At 37.6% G+C, this 17,940-nt stretch carries 13 protein-coding genes; 11 read left to right on the forward strand and 2 right to left on the reverse strand.

Features of this window, described 5'->3' with window-relative positions:
* The first annotated feature begins 1 nt into the window (after nucleotide 1).
* The gene (locus DF947_RS16660) at nucleotides 2-1,441 is read left to right on the forward strand and encodes a SusD/RagB family nutrient-binding outer membrane lipoprotein (RefSeq protein WP_109931187.1); all 1,440 of its coding nucleotides are present in this window, start codon (nucleotides 2-4) and stop codon (nucleotides 1,439-1,441) included.
* An 84-nt stretch (nucleotides 1,442-1,525) separates the two neighbouring features.
* Nucleotides 1,526-3,607, forward strand: a complete 2,082-nt coding sequence (locus DF947_RS16665; protein WP_109931188.1) for a S9 family peptidase — start codon at nucleotides 1,526-1,528, stop codon at nucleotides 3,605-3,607.
* Between the two features lie 103 nt (nucleotides 3,608-3,710).
* On the opposite strand, the gene DF947_RS16670 is transcribed toward DF947_RS16665, so the two are convergent.
* Nucleotides 3,711-5,345, reverse strand: coding sequence for an ABC transporter substrate-binding protein (locus DF947_RS16670; protein ID WP_109931189.1), 1,635 nt, complete (start codon nucleotides 5,343-5,345; stop codon nucleotides 3,711-3,713).
* A 40-nt stretch (nucleotides 5,346-5,385) separates the two neighbouring features.
* Between DF947_RS16670 and DF947_RS16675 the strand changes: the two genes are divergently transcribed.
* A complete protein-coding gene (locus DF947_RS16675) occupies nucleotides 5,386-5,844 on the forward strand; it encodes a substrate-binding domain-containing protein (RefSeq protein ID WP_158526286.1) in 459 nt (152 codons plus the stop codon).
* 249 nt (nucleotides 5,845-6,093) lie between these two features.
* Here the strand turns inward: DF947_RS16675 and DF947_RS16680 are convergent, their stop codons facing one another.
* On the reverse strand, nucleotides 6,094-6,615 hold the full coding sequence (locus DF947_RS16680) for an NADPH-dependent FMN reductase (RefSeq protein ID WP_109931191.1): 522 nt from the start codon (nucleotides 6,613-6,615) through the stop codon (nucleotides 6,094-6,096).
* A gap of 180 nt (nucleotides 6,616-6,795) precedes the next feature.
* Between DF947_RS16680 and DF947_RS16685 the strand changes: the two genes are divergently transcribed.
* From DF947_RS16685 to DF947_RS16720, 8 genes are all read left to right on the forward strand, one after another.
* On the forward strand, nucleotides 6,796-7,599 hold the full coding sequence (locus tag DF947_RS16685; protein ID WP_056097274.1) for a ParA family protein: 804 nt from the start codon (nucleotides 6,796-6,798) through the stop codon (nucleotides 7,597-7,599).
* A gap of 8 nt (nucleotides 7,600-7,607) precedes the next feature.
* The gene (locus tag DF947_RS16690) at nucleotides 7,608-8,516 is read left to right on the forward strand and encodes a ParB/RepB/Spo0J family partition protein (RefSeq protein WP_109931192.1); all 909 of its coding nucleotides are present in this window, start codon (nucleotides 7,608-7,610) and stop codon (nucleotides 8,514-8,516) included.
* A complete protein-coding gene (locus tag DF947_RS16695) occupies nucleotides 8,516-9,223 on the forward strand; it encodes a DUF5683 domain-containing protein (RefSeq protein ID WP_109931193.1) in 708 nt (235 codons plus the stop codon). Before DF947_RS16690 ends, DF947_RS16695 begins: the two co-directional genes overlap by 1 nt.
* 9 nt (nucleotides 9,224-9,232) lie before the next feature.
* Complete coding sequence (gene dapB / locus DF947_RS16700) at nucleotides 9,233-9,967, forward strand: 4-hydroxy-tetrahydrodipicolinate reductase (protein WP_109931194.1); 735 nt, start codon at nucleotides 9,233-9,235, stop codon at nucleotides 9,965-9,967.
* 113 nt (nucleotides 9,968-10,080) lie between these two features.
* Entirely contained in the window at nucleotides 10,081-11,268 is a 1,188-nt protein-coding gene (gene lepB / locus DF947_RS16705; protein WP_109931195.1) for a signal peptidase I, read from the forward strand.
* A gap of 134 nt (nucleotides 11,269-11,402) precedes the next feature.
* Complete coding sequence (locus tag DF947_RS16710; RefSeq protein WP_109931196.1) at nucleotides 11,403-12,593, forward strand: ROK family protein; 1,191 nt, start codon at nucleotides 11,403-11,405, stop codon at nucleotides 12,591-12,593.
* Nucleotides 12,594-12,677: 84 nt separating this feature from the next.
* The gene (locus tag DF947_RS16715) at nucleotides 12,678-16,094 is read left to right on the forward strand and encodes a SusC/RagA family TonB-linked outer membrane protein (protein WP_109931197.1); all 3,417 of its coding nucleotides are present in this window, start codon (nucleotides 12,678-12,680) and stop codon (nucleotides 16,092-16,094) included.
* Nucleotides 16,095-16,111: 17 nt separating this feature from the next.
* On the forward strand, nucleotides 16,112-17,923 hold the full coding sequence (locus tag DF947_RS16720) for a SusD/RagB family nutrient-binding outer membrane lipoprotein (protein WP_109931198.1): 1,812 nt from the start codon (nucleotides 16,112-16,114) through the stop codon (nucleotides 17,921-17,923).
* The last annotated feature ends 17 nt before the right edge of the window (nucleotides 17,924-17,940 follow it).

A 17,940-nucleotide genomic window follows, 5' to 3' on the forward strand; every position in this document is an offset into this window, starting at 1 on the left:
GATGCAAAAGATATTTAAATACACATTGTTTTCAGCTTTAGCAGCAACATTAGGCTTGCAAAGCTGTAAAGACGCTTACTTTGATAAAGTGGCTCAAAACCCGAATCAGGTAACTTCTCCAACACTGGCATCATTACTGGCAACATCAACCGCAAAAGCTGGTGTCAATAATTATAATGTGGCCAGTACCATTACGCCTTATGTTCAGTATACGGCTAATCCATCTGCAAGTGCAGCAAGTGATACCTATCAGTCTATTGATTTTTCGGGAACTTGGGATGCGCTTTACTTTGCTATGGCAGATGCAAATGAAATGAAAAAACTAGCCGTAACACAAGGATCAAGTGAGTACAAAGGTGTTGCCGATGTACTTATTGCTTATAATTTAATTATGGTGAATGATCTTTTTGGTGATGCTCCTTTCTCTGAAGCATTTAACAGTGCGAATTTTACGCCAAAATACGATAAGCAACAAGATGTTTACAACCAAAGTATGGCGCTTATTGATGAGGCGATTACAGAACTTGCAAAAACCAATGCTACCGTTAAATTAACCGCAACCAGCGATTTGATTTATGGCTCGAACGCAACTACAGAACGTGCCAACTGGTTAAAGTTTGCCTATGCATTAAAGGCTAGATTATTAATTAAAGTAAGCAAAACATCGTCGTTTAATGCTGCAAATGTTCTATCTGCCGTAAGCAGTTCATTTGCATCAAATGCCGAAGATGCACAAATGGCAACCTTTACCGTTCGTAATTTTTGGGCCAGTGTAGCTGTTGCTAACGCGTCACAATCTCTTGGTGGTTGGCTATCAGAGCAATTGATTGATGCATTAAACGGAACCACTTATGGAATTCTCGATCCACGAATTGCAAAAATTACCGATAAGACTGTAAATAATGTTTATATCGGTACAGTTAATGGAGCAGGGAACAGATTGCCAGGTGCAAACACTACAAAAGATGAATGCTATATTTCGGTAAATTCTACTTGGACGGGCAATACCTCTCCGATATTTATTGTTACATATGCCGAGTTAAAGTTTATTGAAGCCGAAGCTGCGCTTCCAACGGATAAACCAAGAGCATACGCCGCTTACTTAGCCGGTATTAATGCGAACATGGATAAGTTTCAAGTGCCTGCAACCGATGCTGGAAGAATTGCTTATTTAGCTGATCCTAGAGTGGCGGTTGGTGCAGCTGCTTTAACAAAGGATTTAATTTTTAAAGAAAAATATATTGCAACATATTTAAATCCAGAAGCTTGGAACGATGCTCGTCGTTACGATTATCAGTATAAAGATTTTACGCTTCCTGTAAACGTAACTTTGCCAACTTTTATTCGCCGTAACGATTATCCACAAGGTGAAAGAAGTAAGAATGGTGCAAATGTTCCGGCAGAGGTTCCAAGAACAACCAAACTTTGGTGGGATCAGTAACAATCTTATAAAAAACACCTTTACAAGCCCTAATGCTCATCACATTAGGGCTTTTTTTTATAATTTATCTCAAAATAATAAACAATGAAGAAATCTCTATTATTATTCATCTGTCTCTTTGCTTCTGCACAAATATTTGCGCAATCTTTTTCCTTAAAATCGGTTTTAAGTTATCCATTTCCTTCGCAGTTGGTTGCTTCTCCAGTTGGAAATAAAATTGCTTGGGCAGCAAACGAGCAAGGTAAGAGAAATATTTATACCGCTGAGGCACCAAATTATAAAATCACTAAAATAACCGATTACAATTATGATGATGGCCAGGAATTAACCAGTCTTTCTATCTCTGCAGATGGAAAATGGATTGTTTTTGTTCGTGGCGGTGATCATGGTGGAAGAGACGGCGGACCAGTAAATGCTTCGTCATCGCCCATTGCGCCAAAAATGCAGGTGTTTACAATTCCATTTTCAGGCGGAAAAACAAACACAATTGCCGAGGGCGATAATCCGATAATTTCTCCAAATAGCGATCAACTTGTTTTTGTAAAAACTGGACAGGTTATGATAAGCCCAGTTGATGGCTCTTCGCCAGCTAAAAATTTATTTTACGCTAAAGGTATCAATGGTTCCTGCAAATGGTCGCCTGATGGAAAAAAGGTTGCATTTGTTTCCAATCGTGTAGATCATTCATTTATTGGTATTTACGAAAATCAGGAGACGCCAATACAATGGGTTTTGCCAGCTTTTTCTAAAGATAATGCTCCAGTTTGGTCGCCAGATGGAAAAACGCTTGCGTTTATAAGAACACCCGGTAGTAGCGGTACTGCCGATTCAATTTTGTCTAAGAAACATCAGCCTTGGGCAATATGGGTAGCAAATGTAGAAAGTAATCAAGGCAAGCAGATTTGGAAAGCGCCAGAAACTGTTAGAGGTTCTTACCCATCGATTGATGGAGGTGCAAATTTACTCTGGGCAAAGGATAAGATTGTGTTTTCTTCTTATGAAGACGGCTGGCCACATTTGTATTCAATAAATCCGGATGGAACCAAAAGATTATTATTAACCACTGGCGAATTTGCAGTAGAAAATGTTAAGCTCAGTACCGATAAGAAACAGATTGTTTTCAGTGCAAACACGGGCGCTGATGCTGATGATTTGGATAGGAGACATATTTATAAGGTTTCGGTTGATCATGCAGAAATGCAAGCTTTAAGCATAGGAAAAGGAATAGAGGCTTATCCGGTAATGTTGGCTGATAACGCAACTGTTGCTTGCTTAAGTTCTACAGCGCAAAGACCACTTTTACCGGCACTTTTACCGGATAAAAAATCAATTCAATTAATCGGTGAAGAGCTTATTCCGGCTGATTTTCCAACAAAAAAATTGGTGGTGCCAAAGCATGTAAGCTTTAAAGCTGCTGATGGAAAAACTGTTTATGGACAGTTGTTTACACCACAAAAATCTGCTGGAAAGACTTCGGCAATTCTATATGTACATGGAGGGCCACAACGCCAAATGTTTTTAGGTTGGAATCCAATGGATTATTATTCAATTGATTATGCTTTAAATCAGTATCTGGTTAATTTGGGTTTTACCGTTTTGTCTGTTAATTATCGCTTAGGTTTGGGTTACGGTTACGATTTTCATAAACCGGCAAATGCTGGGGCTCAAGGTGCTTCAGAGTATCAGGATATTAAAGCCGCAGGAGAGTGGTTGGCCAATCAGCCGAATGTAAACAATAAAAAAATCGGAATTTATGGAGGATCTTATGGCGGATATTTAACGGCGCTTGCTTTAGGAAAGGATTCAAAGCTTTTCGTAGCTGGGGTTGATATCCATGGCGTAAACAACCGTTTTAGTAATTTTAACGCTGATGGTAAGGAGGTGGCTCCAGATGCCGATTTGGCGGCCAAGCTTGCAACAGAATCATCGCCGATGAGTTATTTAAATACCTGGACTTCTCCAACTTTAATCATTCACGCCGATGATGATCGCAATGTGGCTTACAGTCAGAGCGTAGATTTGGCTAAACGCTTTCAAGATAAAAAGTTCGAATTCGAGTTTTTAGCCATTCCTGACGATACGCACCATTGGATGAAATTTTCTAATGGGCTAAAAGTAAGCGAAGCAACCGCTGAATTTTTGAAGCGGAAATTGATGGAAAAATAAGCAATTCATGTTTTCCTGTACCTAATTATTGTTCAGGTAAAATCTGTTTTATATGTGGCCAAAAACCTAAGCTTATTTTGGTTTTGGAAGTAGAATTTTGGCTCTATTGTTTTTTGATGCGTTTTAATATCATTAAACTTAAAGGATTAAAAGCATAACCCGAAATGTTGTTTTGCAGCATCACAACAGATTGATCGTAAAACAGCGGAACAACAGGTGAGTAATCCATAACCATCTGATCCATTTGGCGATAAAGCTTAAATCTTTTTTCGTTGTCTGGCTCGTAATAACTTTTTTCGAATAATTTATCGAAATCATTATTATAAAAAGCGGTATAATTTGGTCCGTAGGGAACTTTGTTTTTTGAATAAAACATAGATAGGAAATTCTCGCCATCAGCATAATCTGCCAACCAAGAACCACGGAAAAAGTTTACGTTGTTTTTAGACATTAAGTCGCGTAAACTGGCGCTTGGACTCACATCAATTTTGGTTTTTATTCCGATAGCGGTGAGTTCACCCTGAATAAATTCGATCAAATCCTTATACGTTGTTGTGGTGTTTAATGTAATTTCGGTTAGTCCCTTACCTTCAGGGAAACCAGCTTCGGCTAATAATTTTGCTGCCAACTTTGGGTTATATGCATAACCTTTAACGGCTAAACTGTCGAATCCAGGCATTCCTTTAGGAATAAATCCAGATGTTGCTGCAATTCCAATCCCGTTTCTTAGGTATTTGATCAGCTTATCCCGATCGATAGAATAATTAATGGCTTGTCTAATTTTTTTAATTCTCAAGGGAGAATTTTTTACAATACTTAATGATGAATCGACCAAAATACCTACATATTCTGTACATAGGTAGGGGCTTTTGGTCAGGGTAAATTTGCCTTTATATTTTGAGGCCATTTTGCCGCTTTTGGTTAAAATATCATCGCGGTAACTTCCATCAACATTGTAATAAAAATCGAGATCCTTTTTTAAGAAGCTCATAAAACCGCTTTGTTTATCCGTTATAAAAGATGCTTTTAAGGCATCCAGATAAGGCAATTGAATACCCTTGTTATCCTTTTCGAAATAATGTTCGTTTTTTAAAAGCACCAAAATCTCGCCTTCTTTCCAGTATTTAAATTTAAAGGGACCTGTACCTACGGGGTGACTTCTAAAATCTTTTCCATAATGCTCCACAACTTCTTTTGGCACTACAGAACAATATTGTGTGGTAAGTAAGCTCATAAACGGAGGGAACGGACGAACCAGCTTAATCTGGAAAGTAGAATCGTTCAGCGCTATAAAGTTTTTTTGATCTTTAACCTTATCGCTGAAAATCCAACCTCCGGATGAAGCCACTTTAGGATCAATTAATCGATAAAAACTATAAGCAAAATCACTTGCAGTTACTTTTCTGCCTTTGCCGTTTTTAAAAATCGGATCATCGTGGAAGTAAACATCATTCCGCAGGTTAAAGGTATAAGTTAAGGCGTCTTCAGATACTTGCCAGGTTTTTGCAATACATGGAATGGTTTGCAAGGAAGAATCTATCTGTACCAAACCATTAAAGATTTGATTGGTCATCCAAATTGCATTCTGATTTCGGGCAAAGGCAGGATCTAAGGATGTTAAGCCCTGATCAAGATTAATATTAAACGTTTTTTTGTCTTTATGGTCTGATTTATCTTTACAGGAAACAAGGGTAATTGCACAGAAAAACCAAAAAATATATCTAAATGAGCCTCGCATGAGTTAAGGAATGTTATTTTTGCACAAATTAATAAATTTAATGCAGATGTCTTTTTTAAACGATTTATTTATTGGCCTTAACGCTACCGAACAAGAAGAATTACAGGAACGGTTAGATTTAGTGGAGCATAAAATTAAGTTTATGGATAAAATGCCCGTAGCTTGTTTGGATGTAAATAATAACCCAAGTTATTTTTTATCTGAAGAAATTGCACAGGCGGGCGGGATGATCGAGTCGGATATTTTGAGCGCTGTTTTTATCATTTACTATCAACCCGGAAAAACACTGACCGATTTGATGAGAGAAGTACCAACGGTTTTGGACGCCGATTGGCAAGCTGTTCAAAATAATAGAATTATCTTATTAAATGATGATGTTAACCGCATGAAAACTGCAGAAAATGCAGTTTCTTTGGTGGAGGATATTGCTGAAATGTTGCACCCAGGTTCTTTTATTTTCGGGCATGAGGGGGATAAGTGGATTAGATTTGGAGCTTAATAACGACTTAAATTTATAAAACTTTGAGGGAAGCCAACTGCGTTTCTTGCAATGTCCCGAGTAAAATAAACCTAATTGAAGCGGGCACGAGTGCAACGAGTAAAGCGGAAAGTAGGGCTGACTTTAAACTGAAAAACAGGTTTTGATTTTCTAATTTTTAAAAAAAATAAAATTCTCCCGCAGATTTTCGCAGATAAAAAACGCAGATCAAATAGAATTGTTCAAATCCTAAAATCTTGAAATTCTTGTTTAAAACTTAATAAACTTTTCAATCTGTTCGTTGGTAAATTTTATGGTATCGGGTTGAATTAAATTGCCGTTGGCATCTAACTCGCTTTTAATGTTTGGGATGTGCAAACGAAGTGGTAAAACATTCAAATGCACATAATGGCAAACCCCTGTAAAGTGGTCTACGCCTCGAATATTGCCATATTTGCCAGAAGAAACACCTACCAATGCCGCTTTTTTATCGTAAAAACTATCAGGAAAATTGCAGGCATCAATAAGTACTTTTAAAACACCTGGATAACTTCCATTGTATTCGGGCATAACAAATAAGAACTTGGTTGTTTCGTTAATCAGATCCTGGATTCTTTGAAACTCAACTGATCTTTTGCCATACATATCGGTATTTAAAACATCGATGGGTAAGTGCTCCAAGCTAAATAAGCCAGCTTCTACACCTTTTAATTTAAGTTGTTGCTGGTAATATTTAGCAACTTTTAGCGTATTGCTATTGGGCCGATTGGTAGCGGCTATTATTGTAACCATGCGTAATTGTTAATAAGATGTTTAAAACCCGAATACCCTTTTTGCTAAAATTGCCATATAGTTTGTATCTTAGCTGATTGAGAAAAAGGGCGTAAACAACGCAAAAATAGAACTTTTTGCCGATTAAAAGGCATAAATTACACAGCCCAAATAAACGTTAAGTAAATTTCGGAGATATAGATGAGCAAAATAATTGCATTAGCAAATCAAAAAGGTGGTGTTGGTAAAACAACTTCATCTATAAACCTGGCTGCTAGTTTGGCCGTATTAGAATATAAAACTTTATTGGTAGATGCTGATCCTCAGGCAAATTCGACTTCAGGTATCGGTTTTGATCCGAGAAATATAAAAGACAGTATTTACGAATGTATCATTAACGATATCGATCCTTTACAGGCGATTCAGAAAACGGATACACCAAATTTAGATTTATTGCCTGCACACATCGATTTAGTGGGTGCGGAAATAGAGATGATTAACTTAAACAACCGTGAGTACAAAATGAAAGCGGTTTTGGAGAAAATTAAAGATCAATATGATTTTATCATCATCGATTGTTCTCCATCGTTGGGTTTAATTACCATTAACGCTTTAACGGCTGCGGATTCTGTAATTATTCCTGTTCAGTGCGAGTATTTTGCATTGGAAGGTTTAGGTAAATTATTAAACACAATTAAAATTGTGCAGAACCGTTTAAACCCTGAACTGGAAATTGAAGGGATTCTATTAACCATGTACGATGTACGCTTACGTTTATCGAACCAGGTTGTAGAAGAGGTTAGAACACATTTCCATGAGTTGGTTTTCGATACGATTATTCAAAGAAATACACGCTTGAGTGAGGCTCCAAGTTATGGTGTTTCGGTAATTATGCACGATGCAAACTGCAAAGGTGCCATAAATTACTTAAACCTTGCCCGTGAAATTGTAAAGAAAAACGGCTTGTTGAAAGAAGAAGAAAACATAGGTACAGCAACATTATAAATTTATAGATGACATCTTTTCAGCGAAAAACAGGTTTAGGAAGAGGGTTAAGTGCGCTTTTAGATGATAGCGAATCCGCTCATCCGCCGAAACAGCAGGTAAATGCTGTTAGCGAAACTGAGCAGATTGGCAATATCAGTCACGTAAGTTTAACTGAAGTTGAAACCAATCCATACCAGCCACGTACAGAATTTGATCAAGTTGCTTTAAACGAACTTGCAGATTCGATAAAAGTACAAGGCCTTATTCAGCCAATTACAGTAAGAAAAATTAGTGCCAATAAATATCAGTTAATTTCTGGTGAACGTAGATTTAGAGCATCGAAACTAGCTGGATTAACTCAGGTTCCGGCATATATTCGCAGCGCTAACGACCAACAGATGTTGGAAATGGCGCTGATTGAAAACATTCAGCGTGAAAATTTAAATGCAATCGAAGTTGCTTTGAGTTTCCAAAGAATGATTGATGAAGTAGGCTTGAAACAAGAGCAACTGGGCGAGCGTGTTGGTAAAAATCGTACAACTGTTACCAATTATTTGCGTTTATTAAAACTTCCACCAGCCATACAGGCTTCAATCCGCGATCAAAGAATTTCCATGGGGCATGCCCGTGCCTTAATTAATGTTGATGGTGTAGATAAGCAACTGTTTATACACCAAGAAATTTTGGATAAGGGTTTATCGGTTCGTAAGGTAGAAGAGCTGGTTCGCAACTTGCAACATGCACCTCTTAAGGTAGAAGACAAACCTAAAGTAAAAGGGGTTTCCTTTCAATATCAAAAACTGCAAGATGATCTGGCATCTAAATTTGCAACCCGTGTTAAACTAAAGGTTAGTCAAAACGGTAAGGGAGCAATAGAAATTCCTTTTATGAGTGATGATGACTTGAATAGAATTTTAGAATTATTAGACTGGTAATGCAGAAGGGCAAATTTTTAATACTGCTTTCTTTGTTAACATTTTTTCTTGTAAACCTGGCAACTGCCCAGGTTAAGGATTCTGTATTAAAGCCAGTTGATACTGCTAAAACGAAAGTAAAACAGCCAATGACTCGACAGGATTCCATGAAGGCTAAATATGTTAATCCAGGTAAAGTTGCCGGTCGCAAGGCAGTTTTTAGATCAATGATTTTTCCTGGCTTGGGGCAGATTTATAACATCCAGTTGCTTAACGATGGCTATGGAACCAGAGCTGGTAAAAGTCAGGCTTTCCAAAAAGTATACACCATAGGAAAAATTGTGGCCATTTATGGTGGCTTTACTGCATTAACGGTTTCTTACATAGATAGTCGAAAAAACTACAACATCTTTTTAAAAGAAGCACAATACAGGGAAGCTAGGAATTTGGGTGACAAAACTGTAACTGGAAATCCAGAGCTATCCAGATATTCGGATGCGGGAATAACATCTGCCAAGAGTACTTATAACCGTAACGGACAAATCGTATTGTTTTCTTATGGTTTACTTTATGCTGCAAATATTATCGATGCGTATGTTGCAGCCCGTTTGCACTTCTTTAATATTGATGATAAACTATCTTTCAAGGTGCTTCCATCAATGATCAATTCTAACACTATGTATGGTTTTAATGCAACACCAGCCGTAAAACTTTCCCTAACATTTTAATTATAAACCATGAAAATTGCGCTTTTAGGTTATGGTAAAATGGGACAAATTATCGAAAAATTTGCCCTTGAACGCGGACACGAAGTCGTTTTAAAAATCTCAATAGATAATCAAGAAGACCTGACCCGTCAAAATTTAAAAAATGCTGACGTGGCGATTGATTTTAGTACACCAGATTCAGTTCTTCATAATATAGATACCTGTTTCGATGCCGGTGTTCCAATCGTTGTAGGTACTACTGGCTGGTATGGTAAGTTGCAAGAAGTTAAAAATGAATGCAACACCAGTAACAATACTTTGCTCTATGGCTCTAACTTTAGTATTGGCGTTAACCTATTTTTTAAAATCAATCAGACCTTAGCTAAGCTGATGAATAATTACCCCGCTTACGAAGTTCAGGTAGAAGAAATTCATCACACACAAAAATTAGATTCGCCAAGTGGAACGGCCATCACGCTTGCTGAGGGGATCGTTGACAATTTGGATCGCAAAAATGAATGGTTAAATGAAGTGGTGGGTACGGATGTAGAATTGTTTCCAAAGGCCGATCAGTTGTTAATCGAATCGCATAGGATAGAAAATATTCCGGGTACACATACCGTAATTTACAGCAGCGAGGTTGATGAGATAGAAATTAAGCATACGGCACACAATAGGGCAGGCTTTGCTTTGGGAGCAGTTGTAGCAGCAGAGTGGCTTCAAAATAAAAAAGGATTTTTCAGTATTACTGATATATTTGAATAAGTAAGCTTAAAGACCAAAGCTTAAAGCTGAAGGATATATAGGCATTAAATATTAACGCTTTGCACTCCCTCTCCTTTGGAGAGGGCTGGGGTGAGGCTAACTAAATAAAAAATATGAATTACAAGTTCTGGCAGAAAAAAAATAATGCCGAAAAAAAGAAAAAAACCAAAACCCGCGAATGGGTAGATGCAATTGTATTTGCTGTAGTTGCAGCAACAATTATTCGTGTTTTCTTTATTGAGGCGTATACCATTCCATCAGGATCTATGGAAAGATCTTTATTGGTTGGCGATTTTCTTTTTGTAAGCAAGGTTAATTACGGTGCTCGTATTCCGATGACACCTGTTGCTTTCCCTTTTGCGCATCACACCATGCCAATTACAGGCACAAAAGCATATTGGGATGGCGTTCAATGGAAATATCATCGTTTACCTGGATTATCAGAAATTAAAAGAAACGATGTTGTGGTTTTCAACTTTCCTGAAGGTGATACGGTAGCCTTAGAAAATCAAAATCCTAGTTATTATGATCTGGTTAGACAAAGCGGAAGAGAAGCCATTAATACCCAATATCATGTTACCAGTAGGCCAGTTGATAAACGCGAGAATTATATTAAGCGTTGCATTGGAATTGGCGGCGATGTGATCAGCATGAAAAACGGCATTGCCAATGTAAATGGCAAAGACGAGCCGATTAAAAGTACAGGTATGATGCCGTATAAAATCGAATTGAAAACGCCTAATGTTAATTTCAGTGTTTTTGAAGATTTGGGGCTGAAAACGGCCGATATGCAACAGGTTTCTGCTGATACATATATCGCGAACTCATCTCCAGAAATTGCTGAAGAAGTTAAAAAGTTAGATTTTGTAAAATCGATAACTATGGCTCCAGAAGCTCCTGGTGCTGATGGTGGTTTATTTCCACACGATCCAAAACGTGTTTGGAACGTAGATAACTTTGGTCCGATAAAAATCCCTGCAAAAGGCTGGACGGTTCAGATTGACAGCAATACCATGCCTCTATATTATAGAGCAATAAGAACTTACGAAGGTAACAAGGTAGAGAAAAAAGGAAACGATTGGTACATCAACGATAAAATAGCTACTTCTTACACATTCAAAATGAATTATTATTGGATGATGGGTGATAACAGACATCAATCTGCAGATTCGCGTTATTGGGGTTTTGTGCCGGAGGATCATGTAGTTGGAAAGGCATTATTTATTTGGATGAGCTGGGATGGAGATGGATCTTTCTTCAGCAAAATTCGATGGAGTAGATTGTTCAAAGGAATCCACTAATATTTATTATCTATAAATCAAAGGCTTGCGGAAACGTAAGCCTTTTTTTTATGTAAAAATACTTTTAAAAAAAATTAATAAGTTGTGTAATGTTTTGAAATTATTTTTTAAGTTTGTTTAATAATCAAATAAACATGTCGGTAATAATAGAGAAAGGTCAACGTCTTCGGGCGGATATTATTAAACACCTATACTATAAAAAAGTATTATCGCTAACGGATTTAAGTAAACTCACACAAAAAAGCCTTCCTTTAGTTACCTCTGCTGTTAATGGACTAATTAGTGAAGGTTATATTCTAGAGCAAGGCTTGGCGCCCTCAACAGGCGGAAGAAGAGCATTAACCTATTTGCTAAACCCAAATCACAAAAAATATATCGTTGCTGTTGCAATGGATCAGTTAATTACCAGGTTAGCCATTTATGATTTATCTAGCAGCACGGTAATTCCCATTCAGATGCTAGATTTTGATATGACCGATGAAGCTAATAATGCCGATCGCTTAATTCAATTTATTAAAAAAAGTATAAAAATTTCCGGTCTCTCTAATCACGATATTATCGGTGTAGGAATCGGGATGCCTGGTTTCGTAAATGCCGAGGAGGGAATAAATTATTCTTATTTAAAAGTAGAAAGCGGAACGACTTTGCAATCCTATTTATCATTGAAAATGGACATGCCGGTTTACATTGATAACGACTCTAGTTTAATTGCTTTAGCCGAACTCAACTTTGGGGAGGCTATTGATTTAAAAGATGTGATGGTTGTTAACATTGGATGGGGCACTGGTTTAGGAATGATAGTTAATGGTAAGCTTTATCGCGGCAGCAGTGGCTATGCAGGCGAGTTTAGTCACATTCCGTTATCGGATAGCAATAACTTATGTTCATGCGGAAAACGCGGATGCTTAGAAGTTGACACTTCGCTCTTGGTAATGGCCCAAAAAGCCGAGACGGCAGTTGCAGATGGAGCCGAATCCAGTATGCAGGAACTTTTCAAAGATAAAAGCAAACACCCGGGAGATCATTTTTTGGATGCTGTGGTTAATCGCGATCCTTTAGCCATTTCCATTTTATCTAATGCAGCATTTCAGATTGGAAAAGGATTGGCCACACTTATTCATATTTTAAATCCAGAAAGTATTGTACTGAGCGGGCGAGGAGCAAAGGCTGGAAAAATGTTATTGCCACCTATCCAGCAGGCTATAAACGAATTTTGCATACCACGAATTGCAGAGCAAACTACCATAAAATTATCAAGCCTAGCCAATGATGCTGAACTTTTGGCGGCGGCAAGTTTAATATTAGAGCATAGCCAATTTGAATAATATAACCAACACAACAACTATTAAAGAATAAAAAACTACATCCTTCAAATAAACAACTAATCAATTCTAAACTAAAAAACAATTATGAAAAAAATGTACTTAAAGTGTTTAAGTATATTGTTGTTAACTTTTTTAACAATAACAGCTTTTGCACAAAAAACCATTACCGGAACGGTAAGGGAAGCATCTGGACCCCTGCCAGGTGTAAGTGTTTCCATTAAGGGAACAAATAGGGGTACTCAAACCGATGCAAACGGTAAATTTTCTATTTCAGCAAATACCGATGAAGTACTGGTTTTTTCGGCCATTGGTTTTGCAAAACAGGAAATTTCTGTAGGCAGTCAATCTTCAGTTAATGTAACTTTAAAAGATAATGCAAACGAACTTAGTGAGGTAAATGTAGTTGGAGCATTAGGTATTATCAAGGAGAATAAAAATCTTGGTTATGCCGTTACTACCGTTAAAGGCGAAGACATTACCAGAACCAACACGGTTAACCCAATTACAGCCTTACAAGGAAAAGTTGCCGGGGTTAACGTAAACGTAATGAGTGCGGCAGGTGTTCAAACTTCTCCGTTTATCCAAATTCGTGGTGCTAAGGTTTTGGGCTCTACTCCTGGCCAGGCCAATAACCAGCCAATTTTTGTGGTTGATGGAAACGTACTTCAAAACAATATTGTAAATGCAGATGATACTGATGGCGGTTCGCAATTAAAGAATTTAAATCCCGATGATTACGAATCGATTACTGTATTAAAAGGTGCTGCCGCGACTTCATTATATGGTTCTCGTGGTTTAAATGGAGCAATTGTGATCACAACAAAAAAAGGTAAAGCCGGTAACGGATTAGGTATTGAGGTTAATTCCACTTATCAAACCTCAAATATTTATAAAAGCCCAATGGAGTTTCAAAATACTTATGGGCAGGGAAGTGCGTTAACCAGAGAAGGTAATTTTGCACCAGATGGAACTCAGGCCAATACTGTTGGCAGCTGGGGTCCGGCTTTTGATGGAACGTTACACCCTGTAATTTACGATCACTCTAGAATGACTCCTTATGTTGCTCAGCCAGAAAACTGGAAAGCTTTTTATCAGGATGGAAACTTCATCAATAACAACATCTCTCTAAGCGGCGCAAACGATAAATTCAACTATCGTTTATCCTATTCAAATAATTCGAGCAAGGGTATGTTGCCAAATAATGGTTTAAAAAGAAACGCCTTCGATATTAAAGTAGGTGGCGATTTAAACAAAGTTTTCTCTACAGAAATTGGCATTAACTATGCAAATACGGCTACATCTAATTACTTTAATCAAGGTAGATATGCTTATGGAGGCGGATCGAACTTGGCATTTAATACGTATTATTTGCCACGTAACCTAGATTATAATGATTGGCGTGCAACTTACCGCAATGCAGATAACTCGATTAATAGCGCTGGCGTATTTGGAAACTTAAGCAGTGTTACTGCAGCGTTTTCTGTGTTTGATAAAAACAATTATCGTAAAAACGAAAATTCATTTTTAGGTTATGCACAGTTGAAGGCTCAGGTTACACCTTGGTTGGATTTATCGGGTAGGGCAAATGTTAACTTCCTAAAAATTTACGAAGAAACTAAGAACTACGGTAATGATAAGAATAATGCAGGTGGCGAATATGCAAGTAGAGGAAATTATTCAACAGATTACACGCTTTTGTTCATGGCTCACGCAGCTAAGAAAGTAATGAACAATGATTTAAATATAGATCTTAGATTATTAAACGAAATTTATGGAAATGGTTTATCAGAAAACTATGGTGTAAATACAAATGGTGGTTTGGCAGTACCCAATCAATTTTTCCCTGCAAACTCCGTAAACGATATTCAAAAAAACTATTATTACAATTATAGTTACAACGGTGTAAATTATCCAGGTGCCCGTACAGCAAATACAAAAACCATTGGTTTGGGTGCTGTATTAAATTTAAACTATAAGGAATATTTAAATTTAGAGATTACTGGACGTAATGATTGGTTGTCTACATTAACCTATCCATACGCTGTTGCTGGAGCGAACAATTACTCCGTGTTTTATCCATCGGTAAATTTATCTTATGGTTTTTATGACCATTTAAAAGCCGATATGCCTAACTGGTTATCAAGTGGAAGATTAAGAGCCTCGTTGGCTTATGTGGGTAATGCTGGTGTTGCAGGTCCTTATGCAACTGGCGCAGGTTATGCTCCTGGTGTAATCTACAACAACAATAACCAAACCATTGGTAGCGCTTCGCAGATTAATGCAGATATTAAACCAAATTTAGATTTAAAGCCTCAAAGACAACGTTCGTTAGAATTGGGTACAAACTTTGGTTTATTCAAAGAGCTTGTTAATGTTGATTTTGCTTGGTACAAAACCAATACTTTTGATCAGTTATTATATGTTCCTGGTGTAATCGAAACAGGTTTCAGCAGAAATTTCTTGAACGCTGGTAACATTCAGAATAAAGGTTTAGAGTTGTTGATCAATGTAACTCCAATTCGCAGTAAAGACTGGAATTTGAATTTTGCGGTAAATTTAGCTCGCAACAAAAGTAAAGTTGTTGAGTTTGGAAGTGGCATAAAAGAATGGGAATTAAGCGGTGGTTATGATGGTGCAAATGTTTATGCTTACGAAGGTGGCGAATTTGGTGTTTTAACTGCTGAAACTTGGGCCGCATCTAAGAAAGATCCTGCAACAGGTTTTCCGATTATTCAGGTAAGCAGTCGCCAAACCAATACCAATCCAACTGTAAAATATGATATTGCAGATTATTCAATCGTTAATCCTGATTATTCAGATGATCAAAAAAGAATTAACATTGGTAAAATCGAACCAGATTTAACTGGTGGTATCAGCACAACTCTTCGTTATAAAAACTTAAGCTTATTTGCTCAGGTTGATGGTCGTTTTGGAGGCTATGTATATTCAGAATCATTAAGTTATGCAACAGGTCAGGGTACTTCTGCAAATACTTTAAACTTCCGCGATCAAGAGCATGGTGGTGTTGCCCGTAAAGATTCATATACTGGCTTAACAAGATACGATGGTGTTATTCCTGACGCAGTTTTTGATGCAGGCCAGATGAGTCCGCTTAAACCTGGAGTAAGTATTGGTGGAATGACCTTTAGACAAGCTTACGATCAAGGTTTGGTTGAACCATGGAAAGCCTCTCTTTATTATAATACTTTTTATGGCTGGGGAACCAACATCAACGGTAACGAAACTGCATCCAAAAACTCTTGGATTATGCTTCGCGAAATTACTTTAGGCTACCGCTTGCCAAGCTCTTTATTGGATAAAGTCCATATTAAAGGTGCTCGCTTAAGCGTTTCTGCTCGTAATATTGGCTATTTGTATAGAACATTAAGCGGAGGTCAAAATCCGGAATCTATCCAAAGTAACGATCCTTTCAGACCATATATTACTGGTGGTGTGCCGTTTTACAGAAATTATTCGGTTAGCTTAAACATTACTTTATAGTGCAAATCCTTAGAAAAATGAAAACGATAAATAAATATATACTGGGATTGATTGCTTTAGCTGCGGTGAGCCAATCCTGCAAAAAAGAATTGATAGATACCAATACCAATCCAAAAACATTAAGTGATGCCAATCCTGAATTTTTGTTTACAGGTGCTACGGCAGATTTTAATCTAACATCAAGGGGAAATACTTCGCAGAAATATGCATCAACCATGACGTATATGCAATATATTGTTCCAGATGGTGTAGATGCGAACGGTTTGGCGGGAAATTATTGGAATCCAACAAAAACAACAGGTCCTAATCCAGGTTTCCCTTACTACAATGATTATTTTACAGGAAACGGCCGGGATATGAATCGCATCATTGCGAAAATAAATTCACTGCCTGATGCTCAGAAAAATACATATCAGGGGTTAAAGGCAATTTGTTCGATTATCAATACCTATCAAGCCTGGAAAGTTGCTGATGTTTTTGGAGCGCTTCCCTATACTCAGGCCTTTAACGATGTTCAGTATCCGTTGCCAGCTTATGACTTTGATTTCAACCTGTACAAAACTTTCGATACGCAATTAAAAGACGCAGCTACGCTATTAAAAAATAGTACGGGTCAGTTTGCTTTAGGTGCGCAAGATTTCTTCTATAATGGAGACTATGGCAAATGGCTTTCTTTTGCCAATACCTTAAGAATTAAAATTGCACAGAGATACGAAAAGCGTGATCCAGCTCAGTTAACAGCTGTTCTTACTGATATTGCCAATAATTTTGCAGGCAATATTATTGCTAGTAACGATGCATCTTTCGGGTATAGCCAAACCCGCGACTGGAATAATAATGTTGATGATATCAATGTAATTTTGTTCTCGTATAATGCTGCTTTCCCTTTTGTAGAATATTTAAAATCTACAAACGATCCAAGGATTGGTTTTATGGTTCGTCAGAATGATTTTGGAACGAACTACAAAAACTATTTAGTGGTTCAACAAAAAGGCGATGCTGCGGCACAGGCAGCGCTCTTGCAACCAGAAAACCAAGTGCGTTATTGGGGTAAGCATACTTTTCCGGCTTCAGCCAGTACTGCTTATGGTTCAACCGGTGGAGATCGTTTTAAAACCTTTACAATTACAGGCGGTACCCAAACTCTAGGATTTTTATCTGCCATACAAAGCAGGCTATTTATTAAAAATGGTGGTTTTGGAGGTTTCGATGCCCGTTCATCTAAAGATTTATTGCATGATGATGAACCATTTGTTGATGGATCGACTATAAAAATGCGCACACCATATTTAACCTATGCAGAAACCTGTTTTATGATGGCTGAGATTGCCCAAAAAGGAGGTAATGGCCTGGGTAAATCGGCTTCGCAGTGGTTTTATGCTGGCGTTCAGGCTTCTTTCGATGCTTATAAAGCAGCTGCCATTGCTACCAATGTTCCTAATGCTGCAAACATTACCATTGGGAATTTTGCTACGAACTTGCCATTCTTAGGTTTGCCAAGTATTTACTCTCAGGCTTGGGTAAACTATTTAATGCAGCCAGAAGAATCGTGGGCCATGTGGAAAAGAACAGGTTATCCGCAGTTTACAGATGTTAGGCCGGGAAATAATGGATTAATTGGTACATCATCCATTGCGTATTTAGAAAGCCTTTATGATGGCAGTCAAAATTTACTGATTCCGAGAAGAAACTCTCTAGATTTAAGTTCTGGTTCTAACCTCAATTCTGCAAATTACGCAGCTGCCATTCAAGCTATGATTGCTAAAGATGCTGCTTATGGCATTAACGCACAAGATACAAAAGGAAGAATCTGGTGGGATAAACAATAAGAACCAAATAGTGCATT

Origin of the sequence: Pedobacter paludis (assembly GCF_003173575.1) — a bacterium.
GTDB lineage: Bacteria > Bacteroidota > Bacteroidia > Sphingobacteriales > Sphingobacteriaceae > Pedobacter > Pedobacter paludis.